The sequence below is a fragment of the Dyella mobilis genome (genome assembly GCF_016904945.1).
In the GTDB taxonomy this organism is placed as follows: Bacteria; Pseudomonadota; Gammaproteobacteria; order Xanthomonadales; family Rhodanobacteraceae; genus Dyella_B; species Dyella_B mobilis.
Map to the genome: position 1 here is coordinate 58,260 of NZ_JADIKF010000032.1, position 25,687 is coordinate 83,946.

Annotated in this window: 22 protein-coding genes; 11 read left to right on the forward strand and 11 right to left on the reverse strand. The window is 62.7% G+C overall.

What is annotated here, in order from left to right:
* Positions 1-34: 34 nt before the first annotated feature.
* The 4 genes from glpK to ISS99_RS01860 form a co-directional block, all read right to left on the reverse strand.
* Positions 35-1,531, reverse strand: coding sequence for a glycerol kinase GlpK (gene glpK, locus ISS99_RS01845; protein ID WP_204629865.1), 1,497 nt, complete (start codon positions 1,529-1,531; stop codon positions 35-37).
* Positions 1,532-1,594: 63 nt separating this feature from the next.
* Entirely contained in the window at positions 1,595-2,437 is an 843-nt protein-coding gene (locus ISS99_RS01850) for an MIP/aquaporin family protein (protein ID WP_204629866.1), read from the reverse strand.
* Between the two features lie 134 nt (positions 2,438-2,571).
* Positions 2,572-4,080, reverse strand: a complete 1,509-nt coding sequence (gene glpD / locus ISS99_RS01855; protein ID WP_204629867.1) for a glycerol-3-phosphate dehydrogenase — start codon at positions 4,078-4,080, stop codon at positions 2,572-2,574.
* A gap of 200 nt (positions 4,081-4,280) precedes the next feature.
* Entirely contained in the window at positions 4,281-5,051 is a 771-nt protein-coding gene (locus ISS99_RS01860) for a DeoR/GlpR family DNA-binding transcription regulator (protein ID WP_275578096.1), read from the reverse strand.
* 181 nt (positions 5,052-5,232) lie between these two features.
* On the opposite strand from ISS99_RS01860, the gene ISS99_RS01865 reads away from it, so the two are divergent.
* Positions 5,233-6,237: a polyprenyl synthetase family protein gene (locus tag ISS99_RS01865; RefSeq protein ID WP_204629868.1), complete on the forward strand. Its 1,005-nt coding sequence runs from the start codon at positions 5,233-5,235 to the stop codon at positions 6,235-6,237.
* 92 nt (positions 6,238-6,329) lie between these two features.
* Here the strand turns inward: ISS99_RS01865 and ISS99_RS01870 are convergent, their stop codons facing one another.
* Genes ISS99_RS01870 through ubiH form a run of 3 tightly spaced genes read right to left on the reverse strand, consistent with a single transcriptional unit; the run spans position 6,330 to position 9,599 of the window.
* Positions 6,330-7,124, reverse strand: coding sequence for a dienelactone hydrolase family protein (locus ISS99_RS01870; protein ID WP_204629869.1), 795 nt, complete (start codon positions 7,122-7,124; stop codon positions 6,330-6,332).
* A gap of 49 nt (positions 7,125-7,173) precedes the next feature.
* Positions 7,174-8,376: a UbiH/UbiF/VisC/COQ6 family ubiquinone biosynthesis hydroxylase gene (locus tag ISS99_RS01875; RefSeq protein ID WP_204629870.1), complete on the reverse strand. Its 1,203-nt coding sequence runs from the start codon at positions 8,374-8,376 to the stop codon at positions 7,174-7,176.
* A complete protein-coding gene (gene ubiH / locus ISS99_RS01880; protein WP_204629871.1) occupies positions 8,373-9,599 on the reverse strand; it encodes a 2-octaprenyl-6-methoxyphenyl hydroxylase in 1,227 nt (408 codons plus the stop codon). The genes ISS99_RS01875 and ubiH overlap by 4 nt, the downstream gene beginning before the upstream one ends.
* A gap of 94 nt (positions 9,600-9,693) precedes the next feature.
* On the opposite strand from ubiH, the gene ISS99_RS01885 reads away from it, so the two are divergent.
* Genes ISS99_RS01885 through ISS99_RS01895 form a run of 3 tightly spaced genes read left to right on the forward strand, consistent with a single transcriptional unit; the run spans position 9,694 to position 11,781 of the window.
* Positions 9,694-10,284 (forward strand): hypothetical protein, encoded by a 591-nt coding sequence (locus ISS99_RS01885; protein ID WP_204629872.1) that lies wholly within the window; start codon positions 9,694-9,696, stop codon positions 10,282-10,284.
* Position 10,285: 1 nt separating this feature from the next.
* Positions 10,286-10,852: a cob(I)yrinic acid a,c-diamide adenosyltransferase gene (locus ISS99_RS01890; protein WP_204629873.1), complete on the forward strand. Its 567-nt coding sequence runs from the start codon at positions 10,286-10,288 to the stop codon at positions 10,850-10,852.
* A gap of 5 nt (positions 10,853-10,857) precedes the next feature.
* The gene (locus ISS99_RS01895; RefSeq protein ID WP_204629945.1) at positions 10,858-11,781 is read left to right on the forward strand and encodes a histone deacetylase family protein; all 924 of its coding nucleotides are present in this window, start codon (positions 10,858-10,860) and stop codon (positions 11,779-11,781) included.
* A gap of 177 nt (positions 11,782-11,958) precedes the next feature.
* Here the strand turns inward: ISS99_RS01895 and msrB are convergent, their stop codons facing one another.
* On the reverse strand, positions 11,959-12,360 hold the full coding sequence (gene msrB, locus ISS99_RS01900) for a peptide-methionine (R)-S-oxide reductase MsrB (protein ID WP_204629874.1): 402 nt from the start codon (positions 12,358-12,360) through the stop codon (positions 11,959-11,961).
* 83 nt (positions 12,361-12,443) lie between these two features.
* Here msrB and ISS99_RS01905 point away from each other — a divergent pair, with 83 nt between their 5' ends.
* The 6 genes from ISS99_RS01905 (at position 12,444) to ISS99_RS01930 (ending at position 19,579) form a co-directional block, all read left to right on the forward strand.
* The gene (locus tag ISS99_RS01905; RefSeq protein WP_204629878.1) at positions 12,444-14,912 is read left to right on the forward strand and encodes an LPS-assembly protein LptD; all 2,469 of its coding nucleotides are present in this window, start codon (positions 12,444-12,446) and stop codon (positions 14,910-14,912) included.
* Between the two features lie 105 nt (positions 14,913-15,017).
* On the forward strand, positions 15,018-16,385 hold the full coding sequence (locus ISS99_RS01910) for a peptidylprolyl isomerase (protein ID WP_204629879.1): 1,368 nt from the start codon (positions 15,018-15,020) through the stop codon (positions 16,383-16,385).
* Positions 16,386-16,401: 16 nt separating this feature from the next.
* The gene (gene pdxA, locus ISS99_RS01915; RefSeq protein ID WP_284343853.1) at positions 16,402-17,451 is read left to right on the forward strand and encodes a 4-hydroxythreonine-4-phosphate dehydrogenase PdxA; all 1,050 of its coding nucleotides are present in this window, start codon (positions 16,402-16,404) and stop codon (positions 17,449-17,451) included.
* Positions 17,448-18,236, forward strand: coding sequence for a 16S rRNA (adenine(1518)-N(6)/adenine(1519)-N(6))-dimethyltransferase RsmA (gene rsmA / locus ISS99_RS01920; RefSeq protein ID WP_204629881.1), 789 nt, complete (start codon positions 17,448-17,450; stop codon positions 18,234-18,236). The genes pdxA and rsmA overlap by 4 nt, the downstream gene beginning before the upstream one ends.
* A gap of 50 nt (positions 18,237-18,286) precedes the next feature.
* Positions 18,287-18,670 (forward strand): Co2+/Mg2+ efflux protein ApaG, encoded by a 384-nt coding sequence (apaG, locus tag ISS99_RS01925; RefSeq protein WP_204629882.1) that lies wholly within the window; start codon positions 18,287-18,289, stop codon positions 18,668-18,670.
* Positions 18,671-18,727: 57 nt separating this feature from the next.
* The gene (locus ISS99_RS01930) at positions 18,728-19,579 is read left to right on the forward strand and encodes a symmetrical bis(5'-nucleosyl)-tetraphosphatase (RefSeq protein WP_204629883.1); all 852 of its coding nucleotides are present in this window, start codon (positions 18,728-18,730) and stop codon (positions 19,577-19,579) included.
* A 207-nt stretch (positions 19,580-19,786) separates the two neighbouring features.
* Here ISS99_RS01930 and secA read toward each other — a convergent pair whose 3' ends face one another.
* Together secA and ISS99_RS01940 are read right to left on the reverse strand one after the other, a co-directional pair.
* Positions 19,787-22,510 (reverse strand): preprotein translocase subunit SecA, encoded by a 2,724-nt coding sequence (gene secA, locus ISS99_RS01935; protein WP_204629886.1) that lies wholly within the window; start codon positions 22,508-22,510, stop codon positions 19,787-19,789.
* A 190-nt stretch (positions 22,511-22,700) separates the two neighbouring features.
* Positions 22,701-23,633, reverse strand: coding sequence for a M23 family metallopeptidase (locus ISS99_RS01940; protein ID WP_204629887.1), 933 nt, complete (start codon positions 23,631-23,633; stop codon positions 22,701-22,703).
* Positions 23,634-23,662: 29 nt separating this feature from the next.
* On the opposite strand from ISS99_RS01940, the gene ISS99_RS01945 reads away from it, so the two are divergent.
* Positions 23,663-24,142: a DciA family protein gene (locus tag ISS99_RS01945; protein ID WP_204629889.1), complete on the forward strand. Its 480-nt coding sequence runs from the start codon at positions 23,663-23,665 to the stop codon at positions 24,140-24,142.
* 201 nt (positions 24,143-24,343) lie between these two features.
* Here the strand turns inward: ISS99_RS01945 and lpxC are convergent, their stop codons facing one another.
* Positions 24,344-25,258, reverse strand: coding sequence for a UDP-3-O-acyl-N-acetylglucosamine deacetylase (gene lpxC, locus ISS99_RS01950; protein WP_204629890.1), 915 nt, complete (start codon positions 25,256-25,258; stop codon positions 24,344-24,346).
* Positions 25,259-25,687 lie beyond the last annotated feature (429 nt).

Genomic DNA, 25,687 nt, shown 5'->3' on the forward strand with positions numbered 1-25,687 from the left:
GCCCTCCCCCGACTCGCAGGGGAGAGAGAACCGATCAGACCTTGAAGGCCATGGTGGCCTCCACCGCCTGCTTCCAGCCGGCGTAAAGCTCTTCGCGCCTGGCCTGGGTCATCTCCGGCTCGAAGCGGTGATCGATGGCCCAATGACGCGCGATATCTTCGCGGCTGGACCAGAATCCGGTCGCCAGGCCCGCCAGATACGCAGCACCCAGCGCCGTGGTTTCCGCAACTTTGGGACGCAACACCGGCACGTTGAGGATGTCGCTCTGGAACTGGCCGAGAAAGCCGTTGGCAATCGCGCCGCCGTCGGCGCGCAGCTCTTTCAGCTTGATGCCGGCATCGCTTTCCATCGCCGCCAGCACGTCGCGCGTCTGATATGCCATCGATTCCACTGCCGCGCGAATGAAATGCTCTTTGGTGGTGCCACGGGTGAGGCCGAACACCGCGCCGCGCACGTCGCTGCGCCAATACGGCGCGCCGAGACCGACGAAAGCCGGCACGACGTAGACGCCTTCGTTAGTGCCGGCGCGTTCGGCGTATTCCTGCGAGTCGCTGGATTTGCCCAGCATGCGCAAACCGTCGCGCAACCATTGGATTACCGAACCGGCCACGAAAATCGCGCCTTCGAGGGCGTACTCCACTTTGCCGTCCACGCCCCAGGCAATCGTGGTGAGCAGGCCATTGTGCGAGGCGACGGCTTTGTCGCCGGTATTCATCAGCATGAAGCAGCCGGTGCCATAGGTATTTTTCGCCATGCCCGGCTCAAAGCATGCCTGGCCGAACAAGGCCGCCTGTTGGTCGCCGGCCACGCCGGCGATCGGCACTTCCTGACCGAAGAAATGCTGCCCCAAGGTCTTGCCGTAGATTTCGCTGCAGGAGCGCACTTCCGGCAGCATCGCCTTGGGTACGTCGAGCATGGCGAGCAACTCGTCATCCCAGCGCTGCTCGTGGATGTTGTACATCAGGGTGCGCGAGGCATTCGTGTAATCGGTTACGTGCACTTTGCCTCCGGTGAGGTTCCAGATCAGCCAGGTATCGATGGTGCCGAACAACAACTCGCCACGCTTGGCGCGCTCGCGTGCACCTTCGACGCGATCGAGTATCCATTTCACCTTGGTGCCGGAGAAATAGGCATCGATTAGCAGGCCGGTCTTGGCGCGCACCATTTTGTCGTGGCCGGCGGCGATGAGCTGGTCGCAGATCTCGCGCGTCTGCCGCGACTGCCACACGATGGCGTTGTAGATCGGCTGGCCGGTAGCTTTGTCCCAAACCACCGCGGTTTCACGCTGGTTGGTGATGCCGATGCCGGCAATCGATCGCGCATCCACCTGCGAGTTGTTCATCACCTCGGTGATGGTGGTCAGCACGCTGGTCATGATTTCGCGCGGATTGTGTTCCACCCAACCCGGCTGCGGAAAAATCTGCCCGAATTCGCGCTGGGCCACGCCGACGATGCTGCCCGCCCGATCGAAGAGAATGGCGCGCGAACTCGTCGTGCCCTGATCGATGGCCAGGATGTAGGTCTTATCCATGAAACGGCTCCTGTGTGTCTGTTGCGCCAAGCCGGTTTTGCCGCCGCCAGGCGCCTGATGAGGTCACGGCGTGGGATCGACGAAGACCCGGTCCGGCACATTCGCCGCTTGCGGTTGCAAGGCACGTTGGCGTGCAGGCAGGAATGGATAGATCAGCCATTGATAGGCCGCACCGCCGATCACGCCGCCAATCAGCGGACCGACGATGGGAATCCACCAATAGTTGTCCGGTGCTGGCAGGGCCGACGAACCCCAGCCGGCAAAATAAGCGAACAGGCGCGGCCCGAAATCGCGCGCGGGGTTGATGGCCCAGGCTTCCAGATACCCCATCGAAGCGCCGATGGTCGCCACCAGCAAGCCGATGATCAGCGCGCCGGAGTTCGCACCAGGCGCCATTTCGTTGTACTGCTCGGTGATGGCGAAGATGCCGAACAGCAACAAGGCAGTCAGTACGATCTGATCGAGCAAGGCGTGCATGGGCGTAATGGCCAGCCCTGGATGGGTGAAGAACACGCCCGCCGCGCCCCCTGCCTCTCGCGTGAGCTGATGCGCCTGGTTGTAGTGATCGATCACCGGCTGAAACAGCACGTAGACCAGCGCCGCACCGATAAAAGCTCCGACCACTTGCGCAAGGCTGTAGGGAATCACTTTCTTCCACGGGAACCCGCGAAAGGTCGCCAGCGCCAGCGTCACGGCCGGGTTGGCGTGCGTGCCGGAAACGGAACCGGTGACGTAGATGGCCAAGGTCACCGCCAACCCCCAGGCGATGCACACACCCCAGTAGGCATTCGCGTAAGGGCTTGGGTCGTAGAGCACATACATGCATGCGACCGAATCGCCGAAGGCGATGATGATGAACGTGGCGACCGCCTCGGAAATGAGTTCGCCGATGCCTTGCCGGTTCATGGCCGCACCTCTCGATGGCGCTGCGGGTCAGGCATTGCAACAGACAGGCTCACTGCATGGTTCGACATGTCTTTCCTCCCTCGATGACGGTGTGGTTCCCGCAACTTCTCCTGCATACAGGTGAAGCTGCCATTTCATTCAAATGACGCTCGCCTCGGCGGTGCGTCGGCAAGATAGGCGGTCAGGCGCGCCACTTGCTCGGTGTTGAAGCGCAAGCCGAGCTTGCTGCGACGCCAAAGCACGTCGCTGGCGTCCACTGCCCACTCCAGCGCGCGCAGGTAATCCACTTCCGCCTGATACAGATCCGCGCCGAAGTGTTCGCCCAGGTCCTGCAGCGACCGCGCCTGCCCCAGGATGCGGGCGCTGCGGCCGCCGTAGCTGTGCACCAGGCGCCAGGCCAATGACTGGGGCAGCCAGGGATGCGCCGCTTGCAGTTCGCGCTGCAGCGTGTCGACATCGCGGCGCTCGCCGCCGGGAAGCGGATGGCCTTTGGCGGTCCAGGCTTCCGAGGCATCTGGGAACAAGTGCGCCAGCCGGTCCATCGCTTCTTCCGCGAGCTTGCGGTAGGTGGTCAACTTGCCGCCGAACACGTTGAGCAGCGGCGCAACGCTTTCATCCAGTTCCAGCAGGTAGTCGCGAGTGACTTCCGAAGCGTTGCCTTGTTCGTCGTCGAGCAGGGGGCGCACGCCGCTGTAGCTCCAGACCACGTCGGAGGGAGCGATCTGGCGCTTGAAATACCGGTTCGCCGCATCGCAGAGATAACGCGTTTCGTCGGCGTTGATGCGTGGCGTGGACGGATCGTCGCGGTAATCGACGTCGGTGGTGCCGATCAGAGTGAAATCGTGCTCGTAGGGAATCGCGAACACGATGCGCCGATCCGGCTGCTGGAAGATGTATGCGTGCTCGTGTTCAAACAGCTTGGGTACGACGATGTGGCTGCCCTTCACCAGGCGCAATGCGTGGTCGTGCCCGATCTTGGCCACTTCGTCGAGGAATTGCACGGCCCACGGACCGGCGGCGTTGACCACGGCCTTGGCGCCAACGGTCCAGCGTTCGCCACGCGCGGATTCCAGCTCCGCCGTCCAGCCATCCACATCCCGCCGGGCACTGACGCAACGCGTACGCGTAAAAATCGTCGCGCCGCGCTCCATCGCATCCATGGCGTTGAGCACGACCAGGCGCGCATCCTGCACCCAGGCGTCGGAATAGACGAAACCGGTGTGGAATTCGTCGCGCAACGGCGGTCCCGCCTCGTGATGCTTCAAGGCCACCCGCCGGGACCCCGGCAAGGTGCGCCGGCCGCGACCCAGGTTGTCGTAAAGGAACAGGCCCAGGCGGATCATCCAGGCCGGGCGCAGGTGCGACTGGTGTGGCAGCACGAAACGCAGCGGCCAGATGATGTGCGGCGCGGCGCGCAGCAGCACCTCGCGCTCGGCCAGCGCCTTGCCGACCAGGGCGAACTCGTATTGCTCCAGGTAGCGCAGGCCACCGTGGATCAGCTTGGTGCTGGCGCTGGAGGTATGCGCGGCCAGATCGTCGCGCTCGCACAGGCACACCGACAAACCGCGCCCGGCCGCGTCCCGCGCAATGCCGACGCCATTGATGCCGCCCCCAACGACCAGCAGATCGAACTGCTCAGTCATCGCTCGTCCCAGGAATCGCCAGGGGGAATGCTTTCACGAAAGGCCTCTTGGGTTTCATGCGAAAATATTCGATTACGAACACATCGAAACTAAATTCACGCAATCATGCTGCTACTCTGCGCCTAATCGAACAATTTCACTCAGAGTCGTGATCGTATTCGAACATTTTCAGTCACTGCACGCTGCAGTGCAGCGAGGCATCAGGCAGCGATGTGCACCTGGGTCCCTGCCGCGGCCAGCACGTCGGCCATTTCGGCGGGTGGCGGCCGATCGGTAAACCAGGCGTGGACCAGTGAAATCGGCCCCAGCCGCACCAGGGCATTGCGCCCCAGCTTGCTGTGGTCGGCGGCAAGATAGACTTGGCGGGAATGCTCGATGATGGCTTGCGCCACGCGTACTTCGTGCAGGTCGAAGTCCAGCAGAGTGCCGTCCGGGTCGATCCCGGAAATGCCGATCACCCCAAAATCGACCTTGAACTGGCGGATGAGCTCGATGGTCGGCTGACCGGTCACGCCGTGATCGCGCCCACGCACGACGCCCCCCGCCACGATCACCTCGAAACTGGGGTTCTCGCTGAGCATGATCGCCACGTTGAGGTTGTTGGTGATGACGCGCAGGCCTTTGTGATTCATCAAGGCACGGGCCACGTCCTCATTGGTGGTGCCCAGATTGATAAACAGCGAAGCATCATCGGGGATGTGGTTGGCCAGCAGCTGAGCGATCCGGACTTTTTCCTCCTGCCACAGGTGCTGCCGTTCGGCATAGGCCAGGTTTTCGACACTGGACGGCATGCTGACACCGCCGTGGTAGCGGCGAAGCAGCCCGGCATCGCACAGCACAGCCAGGTCGCGACGGATGGTCTGCTGGGTAACGTCAAAATGCCCCGCCAGGTCCTCGACGGTGGCGAAGCCCTCTTCGCGCACACGCGCAACCAGTTGTTCCTGCCTGCGATTGAGAACCAGGTCGCTCATCGTGCCTCCCATCCGGACAACGGCCACCATGGTAGCCGGAGTGCGAACGGGGCGGTCGCGAACGGCGGCCTGGGCGCACACCGCCCCCGAACCGCGAGGCTCTAAAGGAAATTCGAAGTGAAACCGTACGGAAAGCGGCGGCCGCCTCTATAATTGGGGATCTATGTCCAGTTCCAGCCGCATGAGCTCACCCGTTCTCCAGACCATCGATCCCGTACGCGACTTTGCCAGCGTGCGTGCGCTCGCCGAAGGCGACATGCAGCGCATCGATGCCCTGATCCGTCAACGGCTGGCCTCGGACGTGGTACTGATCAACCAGATCGCCGACCACATCATCGCGGGCGGCGGCAAGCGTCTGCGGCCCATGCTGCATGCCCTGGCGGCACGCGCGGCCGGCTACACCGCCGACAAGCACATCAAGCTGGCCGCGGTCATGGAATTCATCCACACCTCGACCCTGCTGCACGACGACGTGGTGGACGAGTCGGACCTGCGCCGCGGCCGCAAGACCGCCAACGCGCTGTGGGGCAATGCCGCCAGCGTGCTGGTCGGCGACTTTCTCTATTCCCGCTCGTTCCAGCTGATGGTGGAACTGGACGACATGCGCATCATGCGCATCCTCGCCGACACCACCAACACCATCGCCGAAGGCGAAGTGCTGCAATTGCTGAACATCGGCAACGCCGACGTGGACGAGGCCGCCTACCTGGCGGTGATCGAGCGCAAGACCGCCGTATTGTTCGCCGCGGCCACCGAACTCGGCGGACTACTGGGCGGGCTGAGCGAAGCCCAGGTGGCGGCACTGCGCCGCTACGGCATGCAACTGGGCTACGCGTTCCAGATTGCCGACGACCTGCTCGACTACGTCAGCGACGCCGGCACGCTCGGCAAGAACATCGGCGACGACCTTGCCGAAGGCAAGCCCACCCTGCCGCTGATCTACGCGATGCAGCGCGTGGGCACGGAACAGGCACGCGAGATGCGCCACGCCATCGAGCATGGCGGGCTGGATTCGCTGGACCACATCATCCAGGCGATTCGCGAATCGGGCGCCCTGGAGCGCACGCGCGAATGCGCGCTGCGCCATGCCTATGCGGCGCGCGATGCACTCGCGATGCTGCCTGCATCCGCTTACCGCGATGCGTTGGCGACTCTTGCGGACTATTCGGTGCAACGCACGTTCTGAACCCGCCTCGCTGCAGCTGCCGCCATCAAAAAAGCCCATGCTCGCGCATGGGCTTTTTTTTACGCCACCAGGCACTGATTGATGATGGACGGCTAGGGCGTACCCGCAAAGGCAGCCCGCAGCCAATCGCTCATCATGCGGTAACTGCGGGCGGCGGCACCTGCATCGTACTTGCAGCCGGGCGAGTTCTCGTCCACCTCGGTAAAACAATGAACGGCGTGGCCGATCACCACGAACTGCCATTCGGCCGGACTGCCGCGCATTTCGTCCATGAATTTATCGGCGTCAGGCATCGTGCCTTTGTCGTCCGCACCGTTCATGGCCAGCACGCGGGTCTTGATGTTCTTTGCCAACGAAGGATCATCCGTGGCCAGTCCGCCGTGGAACGACACCACGGCCGCCACGTCGGCGCCGCTGCGCGCCAGGTCGAGCACGGCCGTGCCGCCGAAGCAGAAACCGATGGCCGCCAGCCGCGTCAAATCGATCGGCGCCGCTGCTGCCTGCGCCTTCAATTGCGCCAGCGCCTCGTTGATGCGTTTGCGCATCAGCACGCGATTCGTATACAGCGGCTTGACTGCCGCCTGCGCCTGATCGGCGTGCCCCGGCTGCGGTCGCACGTTTTCGCCATACATGTCCGTGAGCAGGATGACGTAATCCTTGCCCGCAAGCATGTCGGCTTTCTTCACAGCGGCGTCATTGACGCCATACCAGTTCGGCACCATCACCAGGCCCGGGCGCTTGGCGGTCACGGCATCGTCGTAGACCAGCACGCTCTTGAAGTGCGTGCCGTCTTGCGTCCACTCGACACTGCGATGAACCATCTTTGCCTGCGCGGTTGCACAAAGCAGGGCCAACGAAACGAAACAACCCAGTCGAACGAAACGCATGGCGTGATTCCTCAGCGTGGATGACAAAACGGAAGTTGCGCCTGCTTCATCAAAAACCGGCCGCATGCCCGGCAATGCGCCGCTTCAGCGGCGCCAGCCGATCGAGCACGCGCACACCCAGCCCGCGTGCCGCCACCAGCGGCGCCGATTGCCAGGCATAGATGCGCGCCAAGGCATCGAAACCGTAGGCATCGAGGGTATCGGCACTGCGGCGCCGGCGCGCGTAGCGGCGCAGCACCTGCTCGCCGGCCACGTCGCGCCCGGCATCGCGGGCTGCCACCAGCGTGTCGCGTAATTCGACCACATCCCGCAGGCCCAGGTTGACACCCTGCCCGGCCAGCGGATGCACGGTATGCGCGGCATCGCCCAGCAACACGAAACGATCCGCCTGATAGCTCTCGGCCAACTGCAACCGCAATGGAAATGCCGCTCGCGCCGTCGACCCTGTGACGCGTCCCAGTCGGAAATCGCTGGCAATGCCCAGTTCGTTCAAAAACGCGCCGTCATCCAGCGACTGAATGCGCCGGGCCTCGGCTTCGGGCAGCGACCAGACCACCGAACTGCGCCCATCCGCCAACGGCAACAAAGCCAGCGGTCCGGTGGGCAAAAAGCGCTGCCACGCCGTCTGTGCGTGGGCGCGCTCGGTAGTCACGTGCGCCACGATGGCTCGTTGCCCGTAGTCGCGTCCGCGCGTCGCAATGCCGGCGCGTTCGCGCAACGGCGAGCCGGCACCGTCGGCCGCGATCAGCAAGCGCACCGACAGGCTTTCGCCATCGGCCAATTCCAGCACGGTACGATCGGAACGCACTTCGTACCCCTTCACGACGGCCGGGCACAGGCGCTGCACGCCGGCAGCATCCAGCGATTGCCACAGCCTCCACTGCACCAGGCTGTTCTCGACGATATAACCCAGCAGATCGCGGCCTTCGCTGGCGGCATCGAAATCGATCGCCGCGCCGCTCTCCGCATCCCATACGTGCATGCGTGCATAAGCGCAGGCGCGCGCCTGGCGAATGGACGTCCAGACGCCCAACTCTTCGAGCAAGGCGATGGACGACGGCGCCAACCCTACGACACGCAGGTCCACTTCGTCCTGGGCATCCCACGGCGACGGTGGCTTCGCTTCGAGCAAGGCCGTGCTGAAACCTGCGCGACTGAGGGCCAACGCCGCGGCGGATCCGACCATGCCCCCACCGACGACGGCGATGTCCAGGGACGGACCGCGACGCTGCGTTGCCGGTACGGTTCTCATGGCAGGCGCTCCAGCACCGCACGCGGCGGTTCGCCGCGAAAACCCATGCCGCGCCGCGCCAGCGCCCGCTGCAGTGGTGGTACCCGGTCGTAGGCCAGCAGAGCCAGTGAGCGGAACGGCGACAGCAAGGGCTGCGCCATGCAGGCAAAGCGCACCAGATCGTGGCTCATGGCCATGGTGCCTTCGCGATCTGGTGCACGGCGCTCGGCATAGCACACCAGCAATGCCGCCGAACCGGGATCGGCGGCATCAGCCACCATTTCGGCCAGAGTCAGCGCGTCGCGCAGGCCAAGGTTGAAACCTTGTGCGCCGATCGGATGCACGGTTTGCGCGGCATTGCCAACCAGCACGGCACGCGAGGCAATGAGTTTGCGCGCCGCAACTCGGCGGATGGCGTAGGGATGGCGTCTGCCGGGGCGATTGAGACGCCCCAGCCGCCAACCGAAACGTTGCTGCGCAAGCGCAATGAAATCCGCATCATCCAGCGCCGCTACGTCGGCTGCGATGTCCGACGGTACGGTAAGCACCAATCCGCAACGACGCTCCGACAGAGGCAGCATGGCAATGGGGCCTTCATCGGAGAAGCGCTCCCACGCACGACCCGCCGGGTCGCGTTCGGGTGTTATGGTGCAGACAAATAATGTCTGCTGATAATCGTGCGTATCCGCCTCGATGCCGAGCTGGGCACGCACGAACGATTCGGTACCGTCGGCGCCGACCAGCAACGCGGCATCCACGAATTGGATGCCGTCTGCAGTTTTGATCTGGGCGCGCCAGCCGCCGGGATGCTTTTCCAGTCCGACGAGGCTGGCGGGAGCCAGCCGCACCAGGCGTTCGCAATCATTCAATCGTTTCAGCAGACCCGCTCCCAGCTCGCGTGCCGGCAGGGTCCAACCCAGCGCGTCCACGCCATGCCGAGCGGCATCCAGGCGGGCACTGCCAAATTCGCCGGCGCGGCTGACGTGGATGTGGCGAATCGGCGTAGCCTGCGCAGCCACCAGCGGCCAGACCCCGATCGCACCCAGGCCATTGACGGTGGCGCGGGCCAGGGCCAGGTTGCGTTCGTCGTAGCTGGGCTGGGCATCGGCGCGCGGCGCGGCCGCTTCGACCAGGGTGACCTGGCAGCCGGCAGCATCCAGCGCAATGGCGAGGCTGGCACCGACGAGGCCGCCGCCGACGATCAGGATGTTGCCACCGGCGGTAAAGGACACGGAAGGATTCATGCGCGAAATGATACGCGTTGAAACGGCATTCTTTGCAGGCCTGGGCTAAAATGTCCGCCTTCCACCAGCCATCACGTTTCGCAGGGAGTTTCTCATGGCTCTGACTCAGACCCAGCGCGTCGGCATTTTTGCCGCGCTCATCCTGGTGATGGCGGCAACGCGCATCCATCACTTCAATGCCTTGCCTGACGCGAGCTGGGGCATTTTCTTCCTCGCCGGCTTCTGGCTGCGCGGCTCGGCTCGCTGGGCATTTCCGGTGCTGATGGCCGCGGCCGTATTGATCGACTACGTAGTGATCACCGACCTGGGCATCGATTTCTGGAGCCATTATTGTGTGTCGGCCGGCTACTGGTTCCTGGTTCCCGCCTACGGGGCCCTGTGGATGGGCGGCAGCTGGCTGGCCAAGCGCCAGCACGGCCTGAAGCTTTCCACGCTGGGCATGGCTGTCGCGGTGCTGCTGGTGAGCGAAGCGGCCTGCTATGTCATTTCCAATGGCAGCTTCTATTGGCTGAGCAGCCACGTGCCGGCACCGAAGAGCTTTGCCGCCTGGTTCGAGAACCTGGGCGACTGGTACCTGCCGTTCCTGCAAACCACGGCCCTGTACGCAGGCCTGGGGGCCGTACTGCACGTGCTGGCGTTGCAGGTGGCGCGCGTGTCGCAGCACCACGGCCAGGCACAGCACTGACGTGGGCAACCGGCTTTCGAAGATCTACACGCGTACCGGGGACGATGGCAGCACCGGCCTGGGCGATGGCTCGCGCGTGCCCAAGGATTCCCTGCGCGTAGAAGCGTACGGCACGGTCGACGAACTCAATAGCACCATCGGCATGGTGCTGGCCTGCGAGGATGTGAGCGATACCGTGCGCGAAACGCTCGTCCAGGTGCAACACGAGTTGTTCGACCTCGGTGGCGAGCTGTGCATTCCCGGCATGGCGATGATTGACGATGCCGACATCACGCGGCTGGAGCAGGCTCTCGACGGTTTCAACGACCCGCTGCCGCCGCTGAAGGATTTCATCCTGCCGGGCGGCGGGATGGCCGCCTCCTGCTGCCACCTGGCACGCACGGTTTGCCGCCGGGCCGAACGCGGGGTGATCGCGCTGGGCCGGGTGGAAGAGATCCGCCCGCAGGCACAACGCTATCTCAATCGCCTTTCCGATCTGCTGTTCGTGCTGTGCCGCGTGCTGGCTCGGGCGAGTGGCCACGGCGAAGTGCTGTGGCAACACGAGCGTCGCCGCAAACCGCAAACCTGAGACACGTGGTGCGGCTCTACACCCACGCCATCTGCCTGCAGCACGATCCGGGACCGGGTCACGTCGAATCGCCCGCGCGCCTGCGCGCGGTACTGCAGGCGCTGGATCAGGACCGCTTCGCGGGCGTGGATCGCGTGGAAGCGCCACGGGCCACCCGCGAGCAATTGCTGCGCGTACATACCGCCGCCCACGTCGACCACATCCTGGCCATCACGCCACAGACCAGCACGGTTCGACTGGACGAGGACACCTTGATGTCTCCGGCATCGGCAGAGGCCGGCTTGCGCGCCGCCGGCGCCGTCGTTGCCGCGGTGGATGCGGTCATGACAGGCGCGGCCACGCGTGCGTTCTGCGCGGTACGGCCGCCCGGCCACCATGCCACCCCCGATACCGCGATGGGCTTTTGCCTGTTCAACAACATCGCCATTGGCGCTGCCCATGCCTTGGCCGTGCATGGACTGAAACGCGTGGCGATTGCGGATTTCGACGTCCATCACGGCAACGGCACCCAGGACATCTTTCAGCGTGATCCGCGCGTGCTGTTCATTTCCAGCCACCAGTCCCCGCTATACCCAGGCACTGGGCGCGAGGACGAACGCGGCGCGGGAAATATCGTCAACGCACCCCTATCCCCGGGCGATGGTTCTTACGAATTTCGCGAACTGTGGAATGGGGCACTGCTGCCTCGCTTGCACGCATTCAAGCCGCAGCTGGTACTGGTATCGGCCGGATTCGATGCGCACCGCAGCGATCCCATCGCCGACATCCGCCTGCACGCGGAAGACTACGCCTGGATTACCGAACGACTGGTCGACCTGGCGCGCGCTCACGCCGGCGGAAAGCTGGTTTCGACGTTGGAAGGCGGCTACGACCTGGCTGCGCTGGCTGCCAGTGCCAGTGCGCACGTTACCGCGCTCTTGTCTGAATAAATCTCCTGCCTGACACGCCGATTCGCCGCCCACGTTCATGTCGGGACGGGATTCAACGACGGACCGGGGCTGCCCACGAAACTCGCCCGAGTCCATCTTTGTCGCACGCCCTGCCCCTCGTCCGGCCCTTCGGGCCACCCCAAAGGGGAAAAGAAACAAACCCCGCGCGGCGGGTGCTCACTTCATTTGTTCAAAGTCGAGCGCCAGCGAATTGATGCAATAACGCAAGCCGGTAGGCTTGGGGCCATCAGGGAAAACGTGCCCGAGATGCGACTGGCACGCCGCACAGCGCACTTCCGTGCGATGCATGCCGTGACTGTCGTCCTTCACCAGGCTGATCGCTGAAGACTTCAGCGGCTGGAAGAAGCTGGGCCAGCCCGATCCGGAATCGTATTTGGTTTCGGAGGCGAACACCGGTGCCCGGCAAGCCACGCAAATATAGGTGCCTGGCTCCTTGTGCCGGTACCACTTGCCACTGAAAGGGGGCTCGGTGGCCGAACATCGGCAGACGGCATATTGTTCCGCGCTCAGGCTCTCGCGCCATTGTTCGTCCGTCTTGCTGGGCTTGTTTTCGGTCATGCTGAATCCCTGTCCGCAACCGGTGCCGATTGAAGGGCCTTTCTGTTAGCTTAACGCCCTTCGTTGCCGATTGACTGCCCTCCGTGAAGCCTACGCCGCCCTTGCGTTCTCTGCCTCCACGCCGCCTGCTGGCAATCGCCGCTTCCGCTGCCCTGCTCAGCAGCCCGAGCGTTTACGCCGGCACCCAGAACAAGAAGCCCAAGGCCACCCTGGACGGCTCGGAGGTCGTCTGTCCGCTGGGCACGTTCCTGTGCCCGCAGCGTCCGGACAATTTTGCGCTGTGCCGGCCCAATGGCATGCTGGAGTTCTACGACCCGTTCCTGAGCAAGGATTCGTCCCTGCGCGACACGGCCAAGACCTATGTCTGGTCCGACCACGTGGAAAGCCCGGACCAGGTCATCTACCACCTGACCGGCCACGTGAAAACCGTTCGCGCCGACCAGGAACTGCACGCCGACGTCGCCGACTACAACAGCGACACCACCGATTACGACGCGCGCGGCAACGTTCACTACCAGGAGGCCACCCACCTGGTGTCGGCCGACCACGTCGTCGGCAATACCAATAACAGCACAACCCTGGCCACCGGCAACGTGCGCTTCCAGATGCTGGACTCTCACGGCAACGGCACGGCGGTACGCAGCCAGCAGTTCGATGCGAACCGCAGCCGCTACAGCGTGGCCACGTATTCCACTTGCGACATCGGCCGCCACATCTGGGAAATCCGCGCCAAGAAGATCGATACCGACGAGAACACCGGCCGCGGCGTGGCGCGCGATGCGACGATGAATCTCTACGGCATTCCGTTCCTCTACACGCCGTACATGTCGTTCCCGTTGAACAACGATCGCCAGAGCGGTTTTCTCTACCCGTACTTCGAGCACACGGGCAACGCCGGGTACCAGTTCAGGATTCCGTACTATTTCAACCTGGCACCCAATTACGATGCCACGCTGACGCCACGCTATTATTCGCTGCGCGGCGTGATGCTTTCCGGCGAAGCTCGCTATTTGTTCCCCAAGACGAGCGGCACCTTCGATTTCGAATTCCTGCCGAACGACTTGTACAACGATCAGAAGATCACGCCGACCTCGATCGATACGCAGGGCCAGCAGCGCTATCTGTACCGATTCGTCAACAACACCAGCCTGTGGCCGGGATGGTCGCTGAACACCAACATCACGCGCGCGTCAGATCAGAACTATCTGCACGATTTTGGCGACGATCTCTTTTCGCTCTCCACCAGCTTGCTGCCATCGAGCATGTATCTGAATGGCGCCGGCAACTGGTGGAGTGCTTCGTTAGGCGGCGACATTTTCCAAAACGTGAATCCTGCCGAACCGAACACGGTGGAACCGTATAAGCGGCTGCCGCGCGCCACATTCAACGCAGACATTCCGTTCTGGCGCTGGTATGACGTGGGCATCACCAGCGAAGCAGTGTCATTCCACAAATTCGACAGCGTCGAAGGCAATCGACTGGACCTCAATCCGTATATCGATGCCGATTTCCAGGGACCATGGTGGTTTATCAGGCCCAAGCTGACTTATCGCTACACGACCTACTCGCTCGACGCCGGCTATAAGAACTACAACGCTTATGGTCCGATCGGGAGCGGTACTGTCTCGCCGTTCACGCAAAGCAACCCGAGCCGCTCGCTGCCGATCGTCAGCCTGGACGAAGGCCTGATCTTCGAGCGCAACACCTCGATGTTCGACACCAACTACACGCAGACGCTGGAGCCGCGCCTGTATTACCTCTATGCGCCGTATCGCAACCAGAACAACCTGCCACTGTTCGATACCGGCCTGATGTCGTTCGATGACTGGATGCTGTTCGCACCGAACCAATTCTCAGGTGCGGACCGCCAGATGAATGCAAACAACCTGACCGCGGCAGTCACCACGCGCCTACTCGACGATGGCGGTGTGGAACGGCTCTCGGCCACTTTTGGCCAGATTCGCTACTTCACTCCGCAACTGGTCCAGGTGCCCGAAGCCCCAACCACAAACTGGGCAAGCTCGGACTACGTGGCCGAATTGAGTAGCCAGCTCAACGACCAGTGGACCATGAGCACGGAGTACCTCTGGAATCCGAACACTCGCAGGACCGAGCTGGGTACGTTCACCGTGCAGCGCCGACTGGGTTTCGACGGCGTGCTCAATTTCTCCTATCGATTCCGCCAGAACTTGCAGCTGACCGGCCCCAACGTGGAGGCCTATCAGAAGCTGGTGGAACAATACGACATCTCGGCGGTCTATCCGCTCACGGACCGCTGGCGCCTGATCGGCGATTGGACCTACTCGGTCATGGACAAACGGACGGTGGAGGCCGTGGCCGGGGTGCAGTACGAGGGCTGCTGCGTGAAGCTGAGCGTCGTGGCCCGTCACTACGTCACCGGATACGACGGCGTCATCACCACCCTGCCCCCCGGCCAGGTCGGACCGGGCAGCGACACCGCCGTCATGTTCGAGTTGGAATTCAAGGGCATGGGTGCTTTCAGCGGCCAAACGGATAGCATCCTGCGGCGTGATATCCTTGGCTATCAATAAGTACGCCCAGGCAGGCCCGGGCGTGCCCTGAATGGCGGCCGGCCCGCCATTCAGACTATTTACCGTTCATTTCCATCGCCACCGGCGACAGAAGGCTGTTCACTGATGAAGCAGATTTTTGCGTTATTCCTGCTGACGATCGTCACCGCGATGCCGTCGCTGGCCCAGGCTCAGCTCCTGTCGCCGCAGAATGCAGGCTCCGGTCCGCAGCCGATCGACCGGATCGTCGCCGTAGTCGAAGACGATGTGATCTTGCAGAGCGAACTGAACGACGCTGTCGCCGCGATCCAGCAGCAGTACGCCAGCCAACCCGGCCAGCTGCCCCCCATCGACGTGCTGCGCCGGCAGGTGCTCGACCGTCTCGTCCTGATGAAGCTCCAACTGCAGCGCGCCGACGACCAGGGCGTGCGCGTTTCCGACGCGGAAGTGGACCAGGCGGTACAGAACGTCGCCAACCAGAACAAGATGACCCCCGACCAGTTGCATGCCGCTGTGGAACAGAGCGGACTCAGCTACACCGCCTTCCGCCAGCAGTTGCACGACCAGCTCGTGGTGCAGAAACTGCACCAGAGCGTCGTCCGCGACTCGGTGTCGGTGACCAACAGCGAAATCGACAACCTGCTCAACAGCCCTGCCTACAAGGCCGGCGAGGTGCATCTGGCGCACATCCAGGTCAGCATCCCCAGCGGCGCTTCGGCGGCAGACATCCAGACCGCCCAGAGCAAAGCCGAACAGGCGCTGGCCGCGATCAAGGGCGGCATGAACTTCAAAGCCGCAGCGATCCGCTTCTCGGACGCCCCGGATGCCCTGGATGGCGGTGACCTGGGCTGGCGCCGCATGGACGAAGTGCCGCCGGCCTTCGTCGACGCCATCAATTCGCTCAAGCCCGGAGAGGTCAGCGGCATCCTGCACGGCCCGACCGGCTTCCACATCCTGCAACTGATTGCCACGCGCGCGCAGTCCAAGCAGATGGTGACCGAATACCATGCTCGCCAGATCCTGATTCGCCCGAGCGAACTGATCTCCGAAACCCAGGCCGAGCAGAAGGCCCAGGATCTCTACAACCGCATCACCAAAAAACACGAAGATTTCTCCAAGCTCGCGAAGGACAACTCCAGCGACGACACCACCGCGAATGCGGGCGGCGACATGGGTTGGTTCCAGCAGGGTGATTGGGGTTCGCTGATCGGCCAGAAGGTGGCCGATCTGAAAGACGGCGAGATTTCCCAGCCGTTCAAGAGCGAAGCCGGCTGGCACATTCTGCAGCGCCTGGGCTCGCGCAGTACCGACATGACCACCGAGGTCTCCCGCAACGAGGCACGCCAGTCCATCGGCAATCGCAAGGCGGACCAGGCCTACGACGACTTCCTGCGCGATCTGCGTTCGTCTTCGTACGTGAAAATCCTGGTCCCCGAACTGCAGGACTCCAGCGATTCGAATAACGGCGGCGCAGGTATCAAGGCGTCGCCATGATGGGTCCGGGAAAGCTGTGAGCAGCCCAGTGCTACCACGGCTCGCCCTCACCGCAGGCGAGCCGGCCGGCATCGGTCCCGAGCTGCTCGTTCGATTGGCCGCCACCTCGTTGGCGGCCAATTTCATTGCGATCACCGATCGCGGCCTGCTCGCGCGGGCTGCCGAGCGTTGCGGTGCCTCGCTCCAGTTGACCGACGATGATGGTGCGGATATCGAAGTGCGCCCTGCCGGCAGCCTGCGGATACGCCACATCCCGTTGGCCGCGCAAGAGGTGCCTGGGCGGCCTGATCCGCGCAACGCCAGCCACGTGCTGGCCACCCTGAGCGAGGCGGCGCAGGGTTGCATGGAGCGGCGCTACGCAGCCGTGGTGACCGCGCCCCTGCAGAAAGCCTCGATCAACGATGCCGGCATTCCCTTCAGCGGGCACACCGAATTTTTCGCCGCACTGGCGCAAACCGATGTCGTGATGATGCTGGCAAGCCCGGAGCTGCGGGTCGCCTTGGCAACCACTCATTTGCCGCTGCATGCCGTCTCCGCCGCCATCGATGCCGCGTCGCTCGAACGAACCCTGTGCATCGTTTACGACGAACTGTGCGCCAAATTCGGCTATCCGGACCCGCGTATTGCGGTACTGGGCCTCAATCCGCATGCCGGCGAGAATGGCCATCTCGGGCGCGAAGAAATCGACACAATCACGCCGGTGCTGGAAAAGCTCCGGCAACGAGGCATGCGCCTGCTAGGCCCTCTTCCGGCCGACACGGCGTTCGTGCCAACGCAACGCCAACACTATGACGCCGTGCTGGCGATGTACCACGACCAGGCGCTCCCCGTACTCAAGAGCGAAGCGTTCGACCGCACGGTGAATCTCACCCTGGGCCTGCCTTTCATTCGCACCTCGGTCGATCACGGCACGGCACTGGATCTCGCCGGCAGTGGCAAGGCCGATCCGTCCAGCCTGATCGCCGCGGCGAAGATGGCGCTGGACCTCGCAGCGCGGGCCGAATCGTCCATCGCTCGCGACGCGAACGGAGAGGACCAGGGGCACAACTCGAGGAAATCATCATGAGCGCCCGCCCCAAAAAAAGCTTCGGGCAACATTTTCTGCACGAGCGTCGTTACATCGAGCGCATCGTTAGCGCAATCTCGCCGCGCCCCGACGATTTTCTGGTGGAAATCGGCCCGGGCGAAGGCGCGCTCACCTTCCCGCTGCTCGCTGCCGCAGGCAAATTGACCGCGATCGAACTGGACACCGACCTGATCCCCAACCTGCAAGCGAATGCAGAGGGCATCGGCGAATTGTCCATCGTGCACGCGGATGTGCTGAAGGTCGACTTCACCGCCTTGGCAGAGCGCCAGGGCGTGGCGCGTCTGCGCATCGCCGGCAACCTGCCCTACTACATTTCCAGTCCGATACTGTTTCACTGTGTCGAGCATGCTGCGGCCATCGGCGACATGCATTTCATGTTGCAAAAAGAAGTCGTGGATCGCATGGCTGCCGAACCAGGCAGCAAGGTATATGGACGGCTATCCGTCATGCTGCAGCTGGCATGCCGGGTGGAGCCGCTGTTCAACGTTCCTCCCGGCGCCTTTCGCCCCCCGCCGAAGGTCGATTCAGCCGTGGTGCGGCTGATTCCGCTCGCGCCGGAAGCTCGTCACGATGCAGATCCGGACCGCGTGCACCAGATCGTCAAGGCAGCCTTTGCCCAGCGCCGCAAGACACTCGGCAATGCACTGCGGCAGCACCTGGATGCCGACGCCATTCGACGGGCCGATATCGACCCCAAGGCTCGCGCGGAAACGCTCTCACCCGAAGATTTCGTACGCCTCGCCAAGATCGAGATTGCACCGTAGCGCCGCCGCGCGCGCTGCCCAAGGGCATGCTTAGCCCTTACAATGCGCCCATGAACGAGAAAACCCCCTACTCGATCGACGTGCAGGTTCAGACCCGCTTCGTGCCCGATCAGTCCGTGCCTGACGAAAATCGCTACGTGTTCGCGTATACGATCCGGCTGCACAACATCGGCGGCATCTCCGCCCGTCTGCTCACCCGTCACTGGGTGATCACGGATGCCAATGGCAAGATTGAGGAAGTTCACGGTGAAGGCGTCGTCGGCGAGCAGCCGTGGATGCGCCCCGGCGACGATTACGAATACACCTCCGGTGCCGTGCTGGAAACCGCAGTGGGCACGATGCAGGGCAGTTATCAGATGGTGGCCGATGATGGCACGCGCTTCGAAGCGCCCATTCCAGCATTTACCTTGTCCATCCCGCGCACACTGCATTAACAGGAGAAGGCAACCGATGATGGACGGCGCGCAGCAGACGATTGAGACAATGCGCTGATGGCGACTTACGCGATCGGCGATGTCCAGGGCTGCTATCCGGAACTGCAGCGACTGCTGGAAAAACTGCGTTTCGATCCGGCGCAGGACCGGCTGTGGTTTTGCGGCGACCTGGTCAATCGCGGCGGACAGTCGCTGGAAACCTTGCGCCTGGTGCACTCGCTGCGCGACAGCGCCGTCATTACGCTCGGCAATCACGATCTGAGCCTGCTCGCTATCGCCCTGCGCAAGGAAGATGCCCAGGCACGCGTGAACCCCGAGCTTCGCGAAGTATTGTTCGCCGAAGATGCGCCCGTGCTGTTTGAATGGCTGCGCAGCCAAAGGCTGCTGCATCACGACGAAGCCCTGGGCTGGACGATGGTGCACGCCGGCCTCGCACCTACCTGGACGCTCAAGCAGGCGCAACGTTGCGCACAAGAAATCGAGCGCGAACTTTCCAGTCCGCGTCATCCGCGGCTGCTGAAAAATCTGTTCGGCAATCGACCCGCGGCCTGGTCCAGCCGCCTGCAAGGCATCGAGCGCATGCGCGCATCGATCAATACGTTGACCCGCATGCGTTTCTGCGACGTCAACGGCCGCATCGACTTCGAAAGCAAAGGCGCTCCCGGGACGCAGAAACCCGGCATGTATCCCTGGTTCGAAGTCCCCGGCATGCGCCGGCGCGATGTGCGCATCGTATGCGGTCACTGGTCCGCACTGGATCGCTTCGCCGGCCTGGGCATCTACGGCATCGATACGGGCTGCGTCTGGGGCGGCAAGCTTACCGCGCTGCAATTGGACGGCGAAGAACCGCACTATTTCACCGTGAATGCCGAGCCGCATCGCAAGCGCCCGGCTGGTGGCGGCGACTGAATTCGGTGCGGACCCGCTGCATGCTGGGTTAGGACAGCGTAACCTGACGCCCCCCCAAATGGGTAAGCAAAAGTGGGCATTGAGAACGGCAAGGCAGCGCCTTGACTCTTTCTCATTGCCCTCTTCTCTTTCTACTCACTCCCAAACAGTTGGGTTACGCGTTGCTAACCCAACCTACGCGACAACTCGCTCAAGGGCGGAACACGGTCAGCTGAGTTGACCGTGGCAGTGCTTGTATTTTTTGCCCGAACCGCAGGGGCATGGGTCGTTGCGCCCGACTTTCGGGCCGGATATTGCCGGCTCTGCCGGCGCAACCTGCTGTGCCGGCGTCTCGATGCCCAGCGCACCGCCAGCGGGTGCACCGCCACCGCTGGCCAGCATCTGGCGCTGCATGCGCTCGGCCATGCGCTGTTGTTCGGCCTCCATCGCAGCGACTTCTTCCTCGCTGCGGATACGGATGCGCGCCAGCATCTGGGTCACTTCGGTCTTGATCCGCCCCAGCATCTGCGAGAACAACTCGAAGGATTCCTGCTTGAACGCCTGCTTGGGATCCTGCTGTGCATAACCGCGCAGATAGATGCCCTGGCGCATGTAATCCATGCTCGAAAGATGTTCCTTCCAGGCATTGTCCACCACGCTCAGCATGATGTGCTTTTCAAGCTGACGCATGGTTTCAGGGCCGATCTGCTTTTCCTTGCCCTGGAACAGGTCGCTAACCAACGTACGCACGTGTCCGAGCACGATCTCGGCGTCCGCTTCGGATTGCTGTTCCAGCCAGTGCTTGAGATCGACGGACATGCCGAAGTCGCTCTCCAGCTCGCGCTCGAGGCCGGCGACATCCCATTGCTCATCGATACTGTCGGCAGGCACGTGCCGACGCACGACGTTTTCGACCACGTCGTCGCGAATGTCGGTGACGGTGGCGGACACGTCGTCTTCTTCCAGCAGTTCATCGCGCTGGCGATAGATAACCTTGCGCTGATCGTTGGCAACGTCGTCGTATTCGAGCAGGTTTTTGCGGATATCGAAGTTGTGCTGTTCGACCTTGCGCTGCGCCTTTTCGATCTGGCGGCTGATCATGCGATCTTCCAGCGCCTCGTCTTCCTTCATGCCGAAGCGCTTCATCCAGCGCACCAGGCCTTCGCCGCCGAAGATGCGCAGCAGGTTGTCCTGCAGCGACAGGTAGAAGCGAGACGAACCGGGGTCGCCCTGGCGGCCCGAACGGCCACGCAGCTGATTGTCGATGCGGCGGGATTCGTGGCGCTCGGTACCAACGATGTGCAGGCCGCCGGCAGCCAGCACTTGTTCGTGGAGCTTCTTCCAATCCGCCTTGATGCGCGCACGATCGGTTTCGGAGGCATCCTCCGGCAGCGTGGCCAAGGCGGCTTCGAGGCTGCCGCCAAGCACGATGTCGGTACCGCGGCCGGCCATGTTGGTGGCAATGGTCACCGCGCCTGGAATGCCGGCCTGCGCCACGATGTGCGCTTCGCGCTCGTGCTGCTTGGCGTTGAGCACTTCGTGCGGGATTTTCTCGTTGCGCAGCAGATTGGACAGCAGCTCGGATACGTCGATGGATGCCGTACCCACCAGCACCGGCTGGCCGCGCTTGTGGCAATCCCTGATGTCCTCGATCACCGCCTTGTACTTCACTTCCTGGCTGAGGAACACCATGTCCGAATTGTCCTTGCGGATCATCGGCTTGTGGGTGGGAATCACCACCACTTCCAGGCCATAGATGGTCTGGAACTCGTAGGCTTCCGTGTCGGCCGTACCGGTCATGCCGGCCAGCTTCTTGTACATGCGGAACAGGTTCTGGAAGGTCACCGTGGCCAGCGTCTGGTTCTCGCGCTGGATCGGCACGCCTTCTTTCGCTTCCACGGCCTGATGCAGGCCGTCCGACCAGCGGCGGCCCGCCAGGGTGCGGCCGGTGAACTCGTCGACGATGATCACTTCGCCGTCGCGCACGATGTAGTCGACGTCGCGCTGATAGATCGCATTGGCGCGCAGCGCCGCGTTGAGATGGTGCACGATGGCGAGGTTGCGCGCGTCGTAAAGGCTGCTGTCCTCGTCCAGCACCTTGGCCTGCTGCAGCAGTTCTTCCGCGTGCTGCATGCCCTCTTCGGACAGATGCACCTGCTTCTGCTTCTCGTCGACCCAATAGTCGCCGGCGCCGTCTTCGGCTTCCTGCCGCGTCATGCGCGGCACGATCTTGTTCACGGCGATATAGAGCTGGGGCGAATCCTCGGCCGGACCGGAAATGATCAGCGGCGTACGCGCCTCGTCGATCAGGATCGAGTCCACTTCGTCGACGATGGCGTAGTGCAGGCCGCGCTGGCAGCGCTGATCCTTGGACAGCGCCATGTTGTCGCGCAGATAGTCGAAGCCGAATTCGTTATTGGTGCCGTAGGTGATGTCCGCGGCGTAAGCGGCGAACTTGTCGGCGTGATCCATGCCCGGATACACCACGCCTACGCTCATGCCAAGGAAGTTGTACAGCTTGCCCATCTGGGCGGCGTCGCGCTTGGCCAGGTAATCGTTGACCGTCACCACGTGGGTGCCCTTGCCTTGCAGGGCATTGAGGTAGACCGGGGCGGTTCCCACCAGGGTCTTACCTTCGCCGGTGCGCATTTCGGCAATCTTGCCCTGGTGCAGCACCATGCCACCGATCAGCTGCACGTCGTAATGGCGCATGCCAAGCACGCGCTTGGCGCCTTCGCGCACCACGGCAAACGCTTCAGGCAGGATCTTGTCCAGCGTTTCGCCATTGGCAATGCGCTGTTTGAACTCGGCAGTCTTGTCGCGCAGCGCCTCGTCGCCAAGCTTCTCCATCTCCGGTTCAAGCGCGTTGATGCGCGCGACGGTCTTGGATAGCTGGCGTAGCACGCGTTCGTTACGGCTGCCAAAAAGGCTCGTCAGGGCACGATTGAGCATCGATCTTCCGGATCAGGAAACTGAAGGGGGTCCATTCGGGGGCGACCCGGACGGACAAAGGTTTGATGATACTAGGGTCGCGCAGGTATCCCAAACGCGGGAACGTGCGAATCGCCTGGCCTCATCCTTACCGCTCGCCAAGGGGTGGCGGTAGGAGGCTGCGCTTTCAAGGGTGCAGGCAGGCACCCGCTCAGCGATGGTTCTTCACATACGCCAGCGGATTGACCACTCGGCCGTTGTACCAGACCTCGAAATGGACGTGAGACCCGGTGGACCGCCCCGAAGAACCGGCTTGGGCGATCTCGTCGCCAACCCGTACGTGCTCGCCCGGGTGGACCAGCAATTTGCTGTTGTGGGCATAGCGGGTCATGTAGCCATTGCCGTGATCGATCTCCACCACGTTGCCGTAGCCGTTGCGAACCCCGGCATAGGTGACCATGCCCTCGGCGACCGTGTGCACGGCGCTGCCGTAGGGCACGGCAATGTCCAGACCGGTATGGCGTGCAGCCTTGCCGTCAAAGGGATCGGCGCGCACGCCGAAGTAAGAGGATATGTAACCGTCCGCCGGCATGCCGGTCGGCTTGAGATCCGAATCGATGCGCGCATTCATCAACAGGCTCTGCATGGCGCCGAGTTGTGCTTGCTGGGTATCGAACTGGGTCGCCAATTGGTCGATGCTGGCATCCAGCGTCTGCGGCAAGGCATAAGCGCTGCTGCCGTTGCTCACTTCCACGCCACCGACCGGTGGCGGCTGGTCGAAATTGAACTCGCCATTGTCGAGCTTGCCAACCTGGGCCAGACGCTCGCCCAGGGCGTTCAGGCGCGTGGCCTGTGCCTGCAGCTGCCCCAGCTTGATCGCGAGGGCGTCAAGCTGCCGATGGGCGTCTTCACGCAGATCCCCCAGCTGCTTGTCCTGCTGCCTGACCTGCGTATGGAGGGCATCGATCTCGGCCAGGGCTCTGTCGCGAGGGCTGGCCACCGCCAGCGCCACGCCTGCTCCGATGCCCGCCACGGCCAGCACTACCCCTGCAGCCATACCCCAAACACGCCAGCGAAGCTTCTGGTTGGCCAGGTCCAGTGTTTTTGGAACCTTCCCTGCGCGTGAGACGAGTATGATTTGCATGTCATGACCAGTTCTTAAGTTATTTACCGATGCAGCGCGACGTTCCAGCCCCCCAGCGCACCGGCCATGGACCGCAGTCCATCACCGATGTCAGCCCGGTTGCAGCACTGGCCAAAAAGGCCAGCAGGCTGGAAGCCTTGGACCGCGCACTACGCCAGACGTTGTCGTCGCCCCTGCGCGAGCAGGTCAGATTTGCCAACTTCCGCGACGACCGTCTCGTATTCCTGGCTTCCTCGCCTGCCTGGGCGGCCCGGCTGCGCATGCAACAGACGCAGATCCTCGCCACCGCACGCGCCATAGGCGCGAATGCCGGCTCAGTTACCGTGAAAGTGGCCCCCCTTCCTCCGCCCGATCCCCAGCCGGAGCAGTTAAAACCGCTTTCTGCCGCGGCAGCGCTTCACTTGAAGACGGCCGCGAAATCGATCAAGGATCCCGAATTGCGGGCCCTATTTCTGGAACTGGCGTCCGTCGCCGAACCTGCGAAGTCCAATCCCGGCGGAACGCCCTGAGCTGAAGCGTTTGTCCTAGAGACCCGCCGATGGATGGCCGGCCCGAAACGGGAAGCCGGATTTATACCACGCACAGCCCCACCCAGGTCTTTAGGACCCGTCTCGATCGCGTGAAGATAGGTAGGCGAAAATTGTGATCCACATCACAAAATGAAAAAGCCGGACCTCAGGAGGCCCGGCTTTCAGCCGCCGAACAGGTTTTCAGATGGCCTGGGCGGGATGCGCGTAGGAGATCGGAGCGGTGGCCGGATCGTCCTGATAGCTGACCTCTTCCCAGGCGGTAGCGTCGGCCATCAAGGCCCGCAATAGCTTGTTGTTCAACTCGTGACCGGACTTGTGTGCGTAATACGCGCCGATCAGGCTGTGCCCAAGCAGATACAGGTCGCCGATCGCATCGAGGATCTTGTGCTTGACGAATTCGTCTTCGTAGCGAAGACCGTCTTCGTTGAGCACGCGGTAGTCGTCGAGCACCACGGCGTTGTCCATCGAGCCGCCGAGCGCGAGGTTGTGTTCGCGCAGCATCTCGATGTCGCGCATGAAACCGAAGGTACGCGCGCGACTCACTTCTTTGACGAAGGACGTGGTGGAGAAGTCGATCTCGGCGCGCGAGGTGCGCTTGGAGATGATCGGGTGATTGAACTCGATCGAGAAGCCGACCTTGAAGCCTTCAAACGGCTCAAAACTGGCCCATTTATCGCCTTCCTGCACCTTCACCGGCTTTTTGATGCGGATGAAGCGCTTGGCCACCGACTGCTCTTCGATACCCGCCGACTGCAGCAGGAATACGAACGGGCCGGCGCTGCCGTCCATGATCGGCACCTCGGGCGCGGACAGATCGACATAAGCATTGTCGATGCCCAGGCCGGCCATGGCGGAGAGCAAGTGTTCCACCGTCGAAACACGAACGTCACCATTTACCAACGTGGTGGACAAACGAGTGTCACCTACGTGATCGGGACGTGCATGGATATCGACCGGCGGATTGAGATCCGTGCGGCGAAAAACGATGCCGGTGTTCGGTGCGGCCGGACGCAACGTCATATAGACCTTGTCGCCGGTATGCAGACCGACGCCGGTGGCACGGATGATGTTTTTAAGCGTACGCTGCTTGATCATTTATTGGGTACCTGTAGGGGCAGCAGCCAATTCGAGCCAGGATGCTAACACAGTCTTAACCTGCGGAAAAACAGACCATACCGAACCGTCCGGTCAATCCTTCATTTTCCTTTCATCATCAAATGCGATTCATTCGCATTAAGACGCAGCAAGCACTACAGGTAGATCAAGTACTTGCGATACGACACAAAATCCCGTGCCGGGGACGGGAAGATCCGGCAACGGGATTCTGGACCGGCAGGGCGGCATACACACCACACTGGCCAATCGTGCGCCATCCTTAGGCCGCACCGTCTATCGCAGTCAAACGCACGAAAGCGAAGTCAGTCGACATAGCGATGTCCCCTTGCCGCACATCCGGCTAGCCGGCGACGGCCAGGCAGCGGACAGGGAGGATACCCCTCCTCGTCCGGCACAGGGAACTCAGAC

Excerpts from the sequence above, each read along its gene's own strand:
- apaG (WP_204629882.1), top strand. The coding sequence starts at position 18,287 with ATGAACGAGAAAACCCCCTACTCGATCGACGTGCAGGTTCAGACCCGC.
- msrB (WP_204629874.1), bottom strand. The coding sequence starts at position 12,360 with ATGACCGAAAACAAGCCCAGCAAGACGGACGAACAATGGCGCGAGAGC.
- ISS99_RS01860 (WP_275578096.1), bottom strand. The coding sequence starts at position 5,051 with ATGAGCGACCTGGTTCTCAATCGCAGGCAGGAACAACTGGTTGCGCGT.
- lpxC (WP_204629890.1), bottom strand. The coding sequence starts at position 25,258 with ATGATCAAGCAGCGTACGCTTAAAAACATCATCCGTGCCACCGGCGTC.
- ISS99_RS01875 (WP_204629870.1), bottom strand. The coding sequence starts at position 8,376 with ATGAGAACCGTACCGGCAACGCAGCGTCGCGGTCCGTCCCTGGACATC.
- ISS99_RS01850 (WP_204629866.1), bottom strand. The coding sequence starts at position 2,437 with ATGAACCGGCAAGGCATCGGCGAACTCATTTCCGAGGCGGTCGCCACG.
- glpD (WP_204629867.1), bottom strand. The coding sequence starts at position 4,080 with ATGACTGAGCAGTTCGATCTGCTGGTCGTTGGGGGCGGCATCAATGGC.
- ISS99_RS01870 (WP_204629869.1), bottom strand. The coding sequence starts at position 7,124 with ATGCGTTTCGTTCGACTGGGTTGTTTCGTTTCGTTGGCCCTGCTTTGT.
- secA (WP_204629886.1), bottom strand. The coding sequence starts at position 22,510 with ATGCTCAATCGTGCCCTGACGAGCCTTTTTGGCAGCCGTAACGAACGC.
- ISS99_RS01940 (WP_204629887.1), bottom strand. The coding sequence starts at position 23,633 with ATGCAAATCATACTCGTCTCACGCGCAGGGAAGGTTCCAAAAACACTG.
- ISS99_RS01885 (WP_204629872.1), top strand. The coding sequence starts at position 9,694 with ATGGCTCTGACTCAGACCCAGCGCGTCGGCATTTTTGCCGCGCTCATC.
- ubiH (WP_204629871.1), bottom strand. The coding sequence starts at position 9,599 with ATGAATCCTTCCGTGTCCTTTACCGCCGGTGGCAACATCCTGATCGTC.
- glpK (WP_204629865.1), bottom strand. The coding sequence starts at position 1,531 with ATGGATAAGACCTACATCCTGGCCATCGATCAGGGCACGACGAGTTCG.
- ISS99_RS01945 (WP_204629889.1), top strand. The coding sequence starts at position 23,663 with ATGCAGCGCGACGTTCCAGCCCCCCAGCGCACCGGCCATGGACCGCAG.
- ISS99_RS01865 (WP_204629868.1), top strand. The coding sequence starts at position 5,233 with ATGAGCTCACCCGTTCTCCAGACCATCGATCCCGTACGCGACTTTGCC.
- rsmA (WP_204629881.1), top strand. The coding sequence starts at position 17,448 with ATGAGCGCCCGCCCCAAAAAAAGCTTCGGGCAACATTTTCTGCACGAG.
- ISS99_RS01930 (WP_204629883.1), top strand. The coding sequence starts at position 18,728 with ATGGCGACTTACGCGATCGGCGATGTCCAGGGCTGCTATCCGGAACTG.
- ISS99_RS01910 (WP_204629879.1), top strand. The coding sequence starts at position 15,018 with ATGAAGCAGATTTTTGCGTTATTCCTGCTGACGATCGTCACCGCGATG.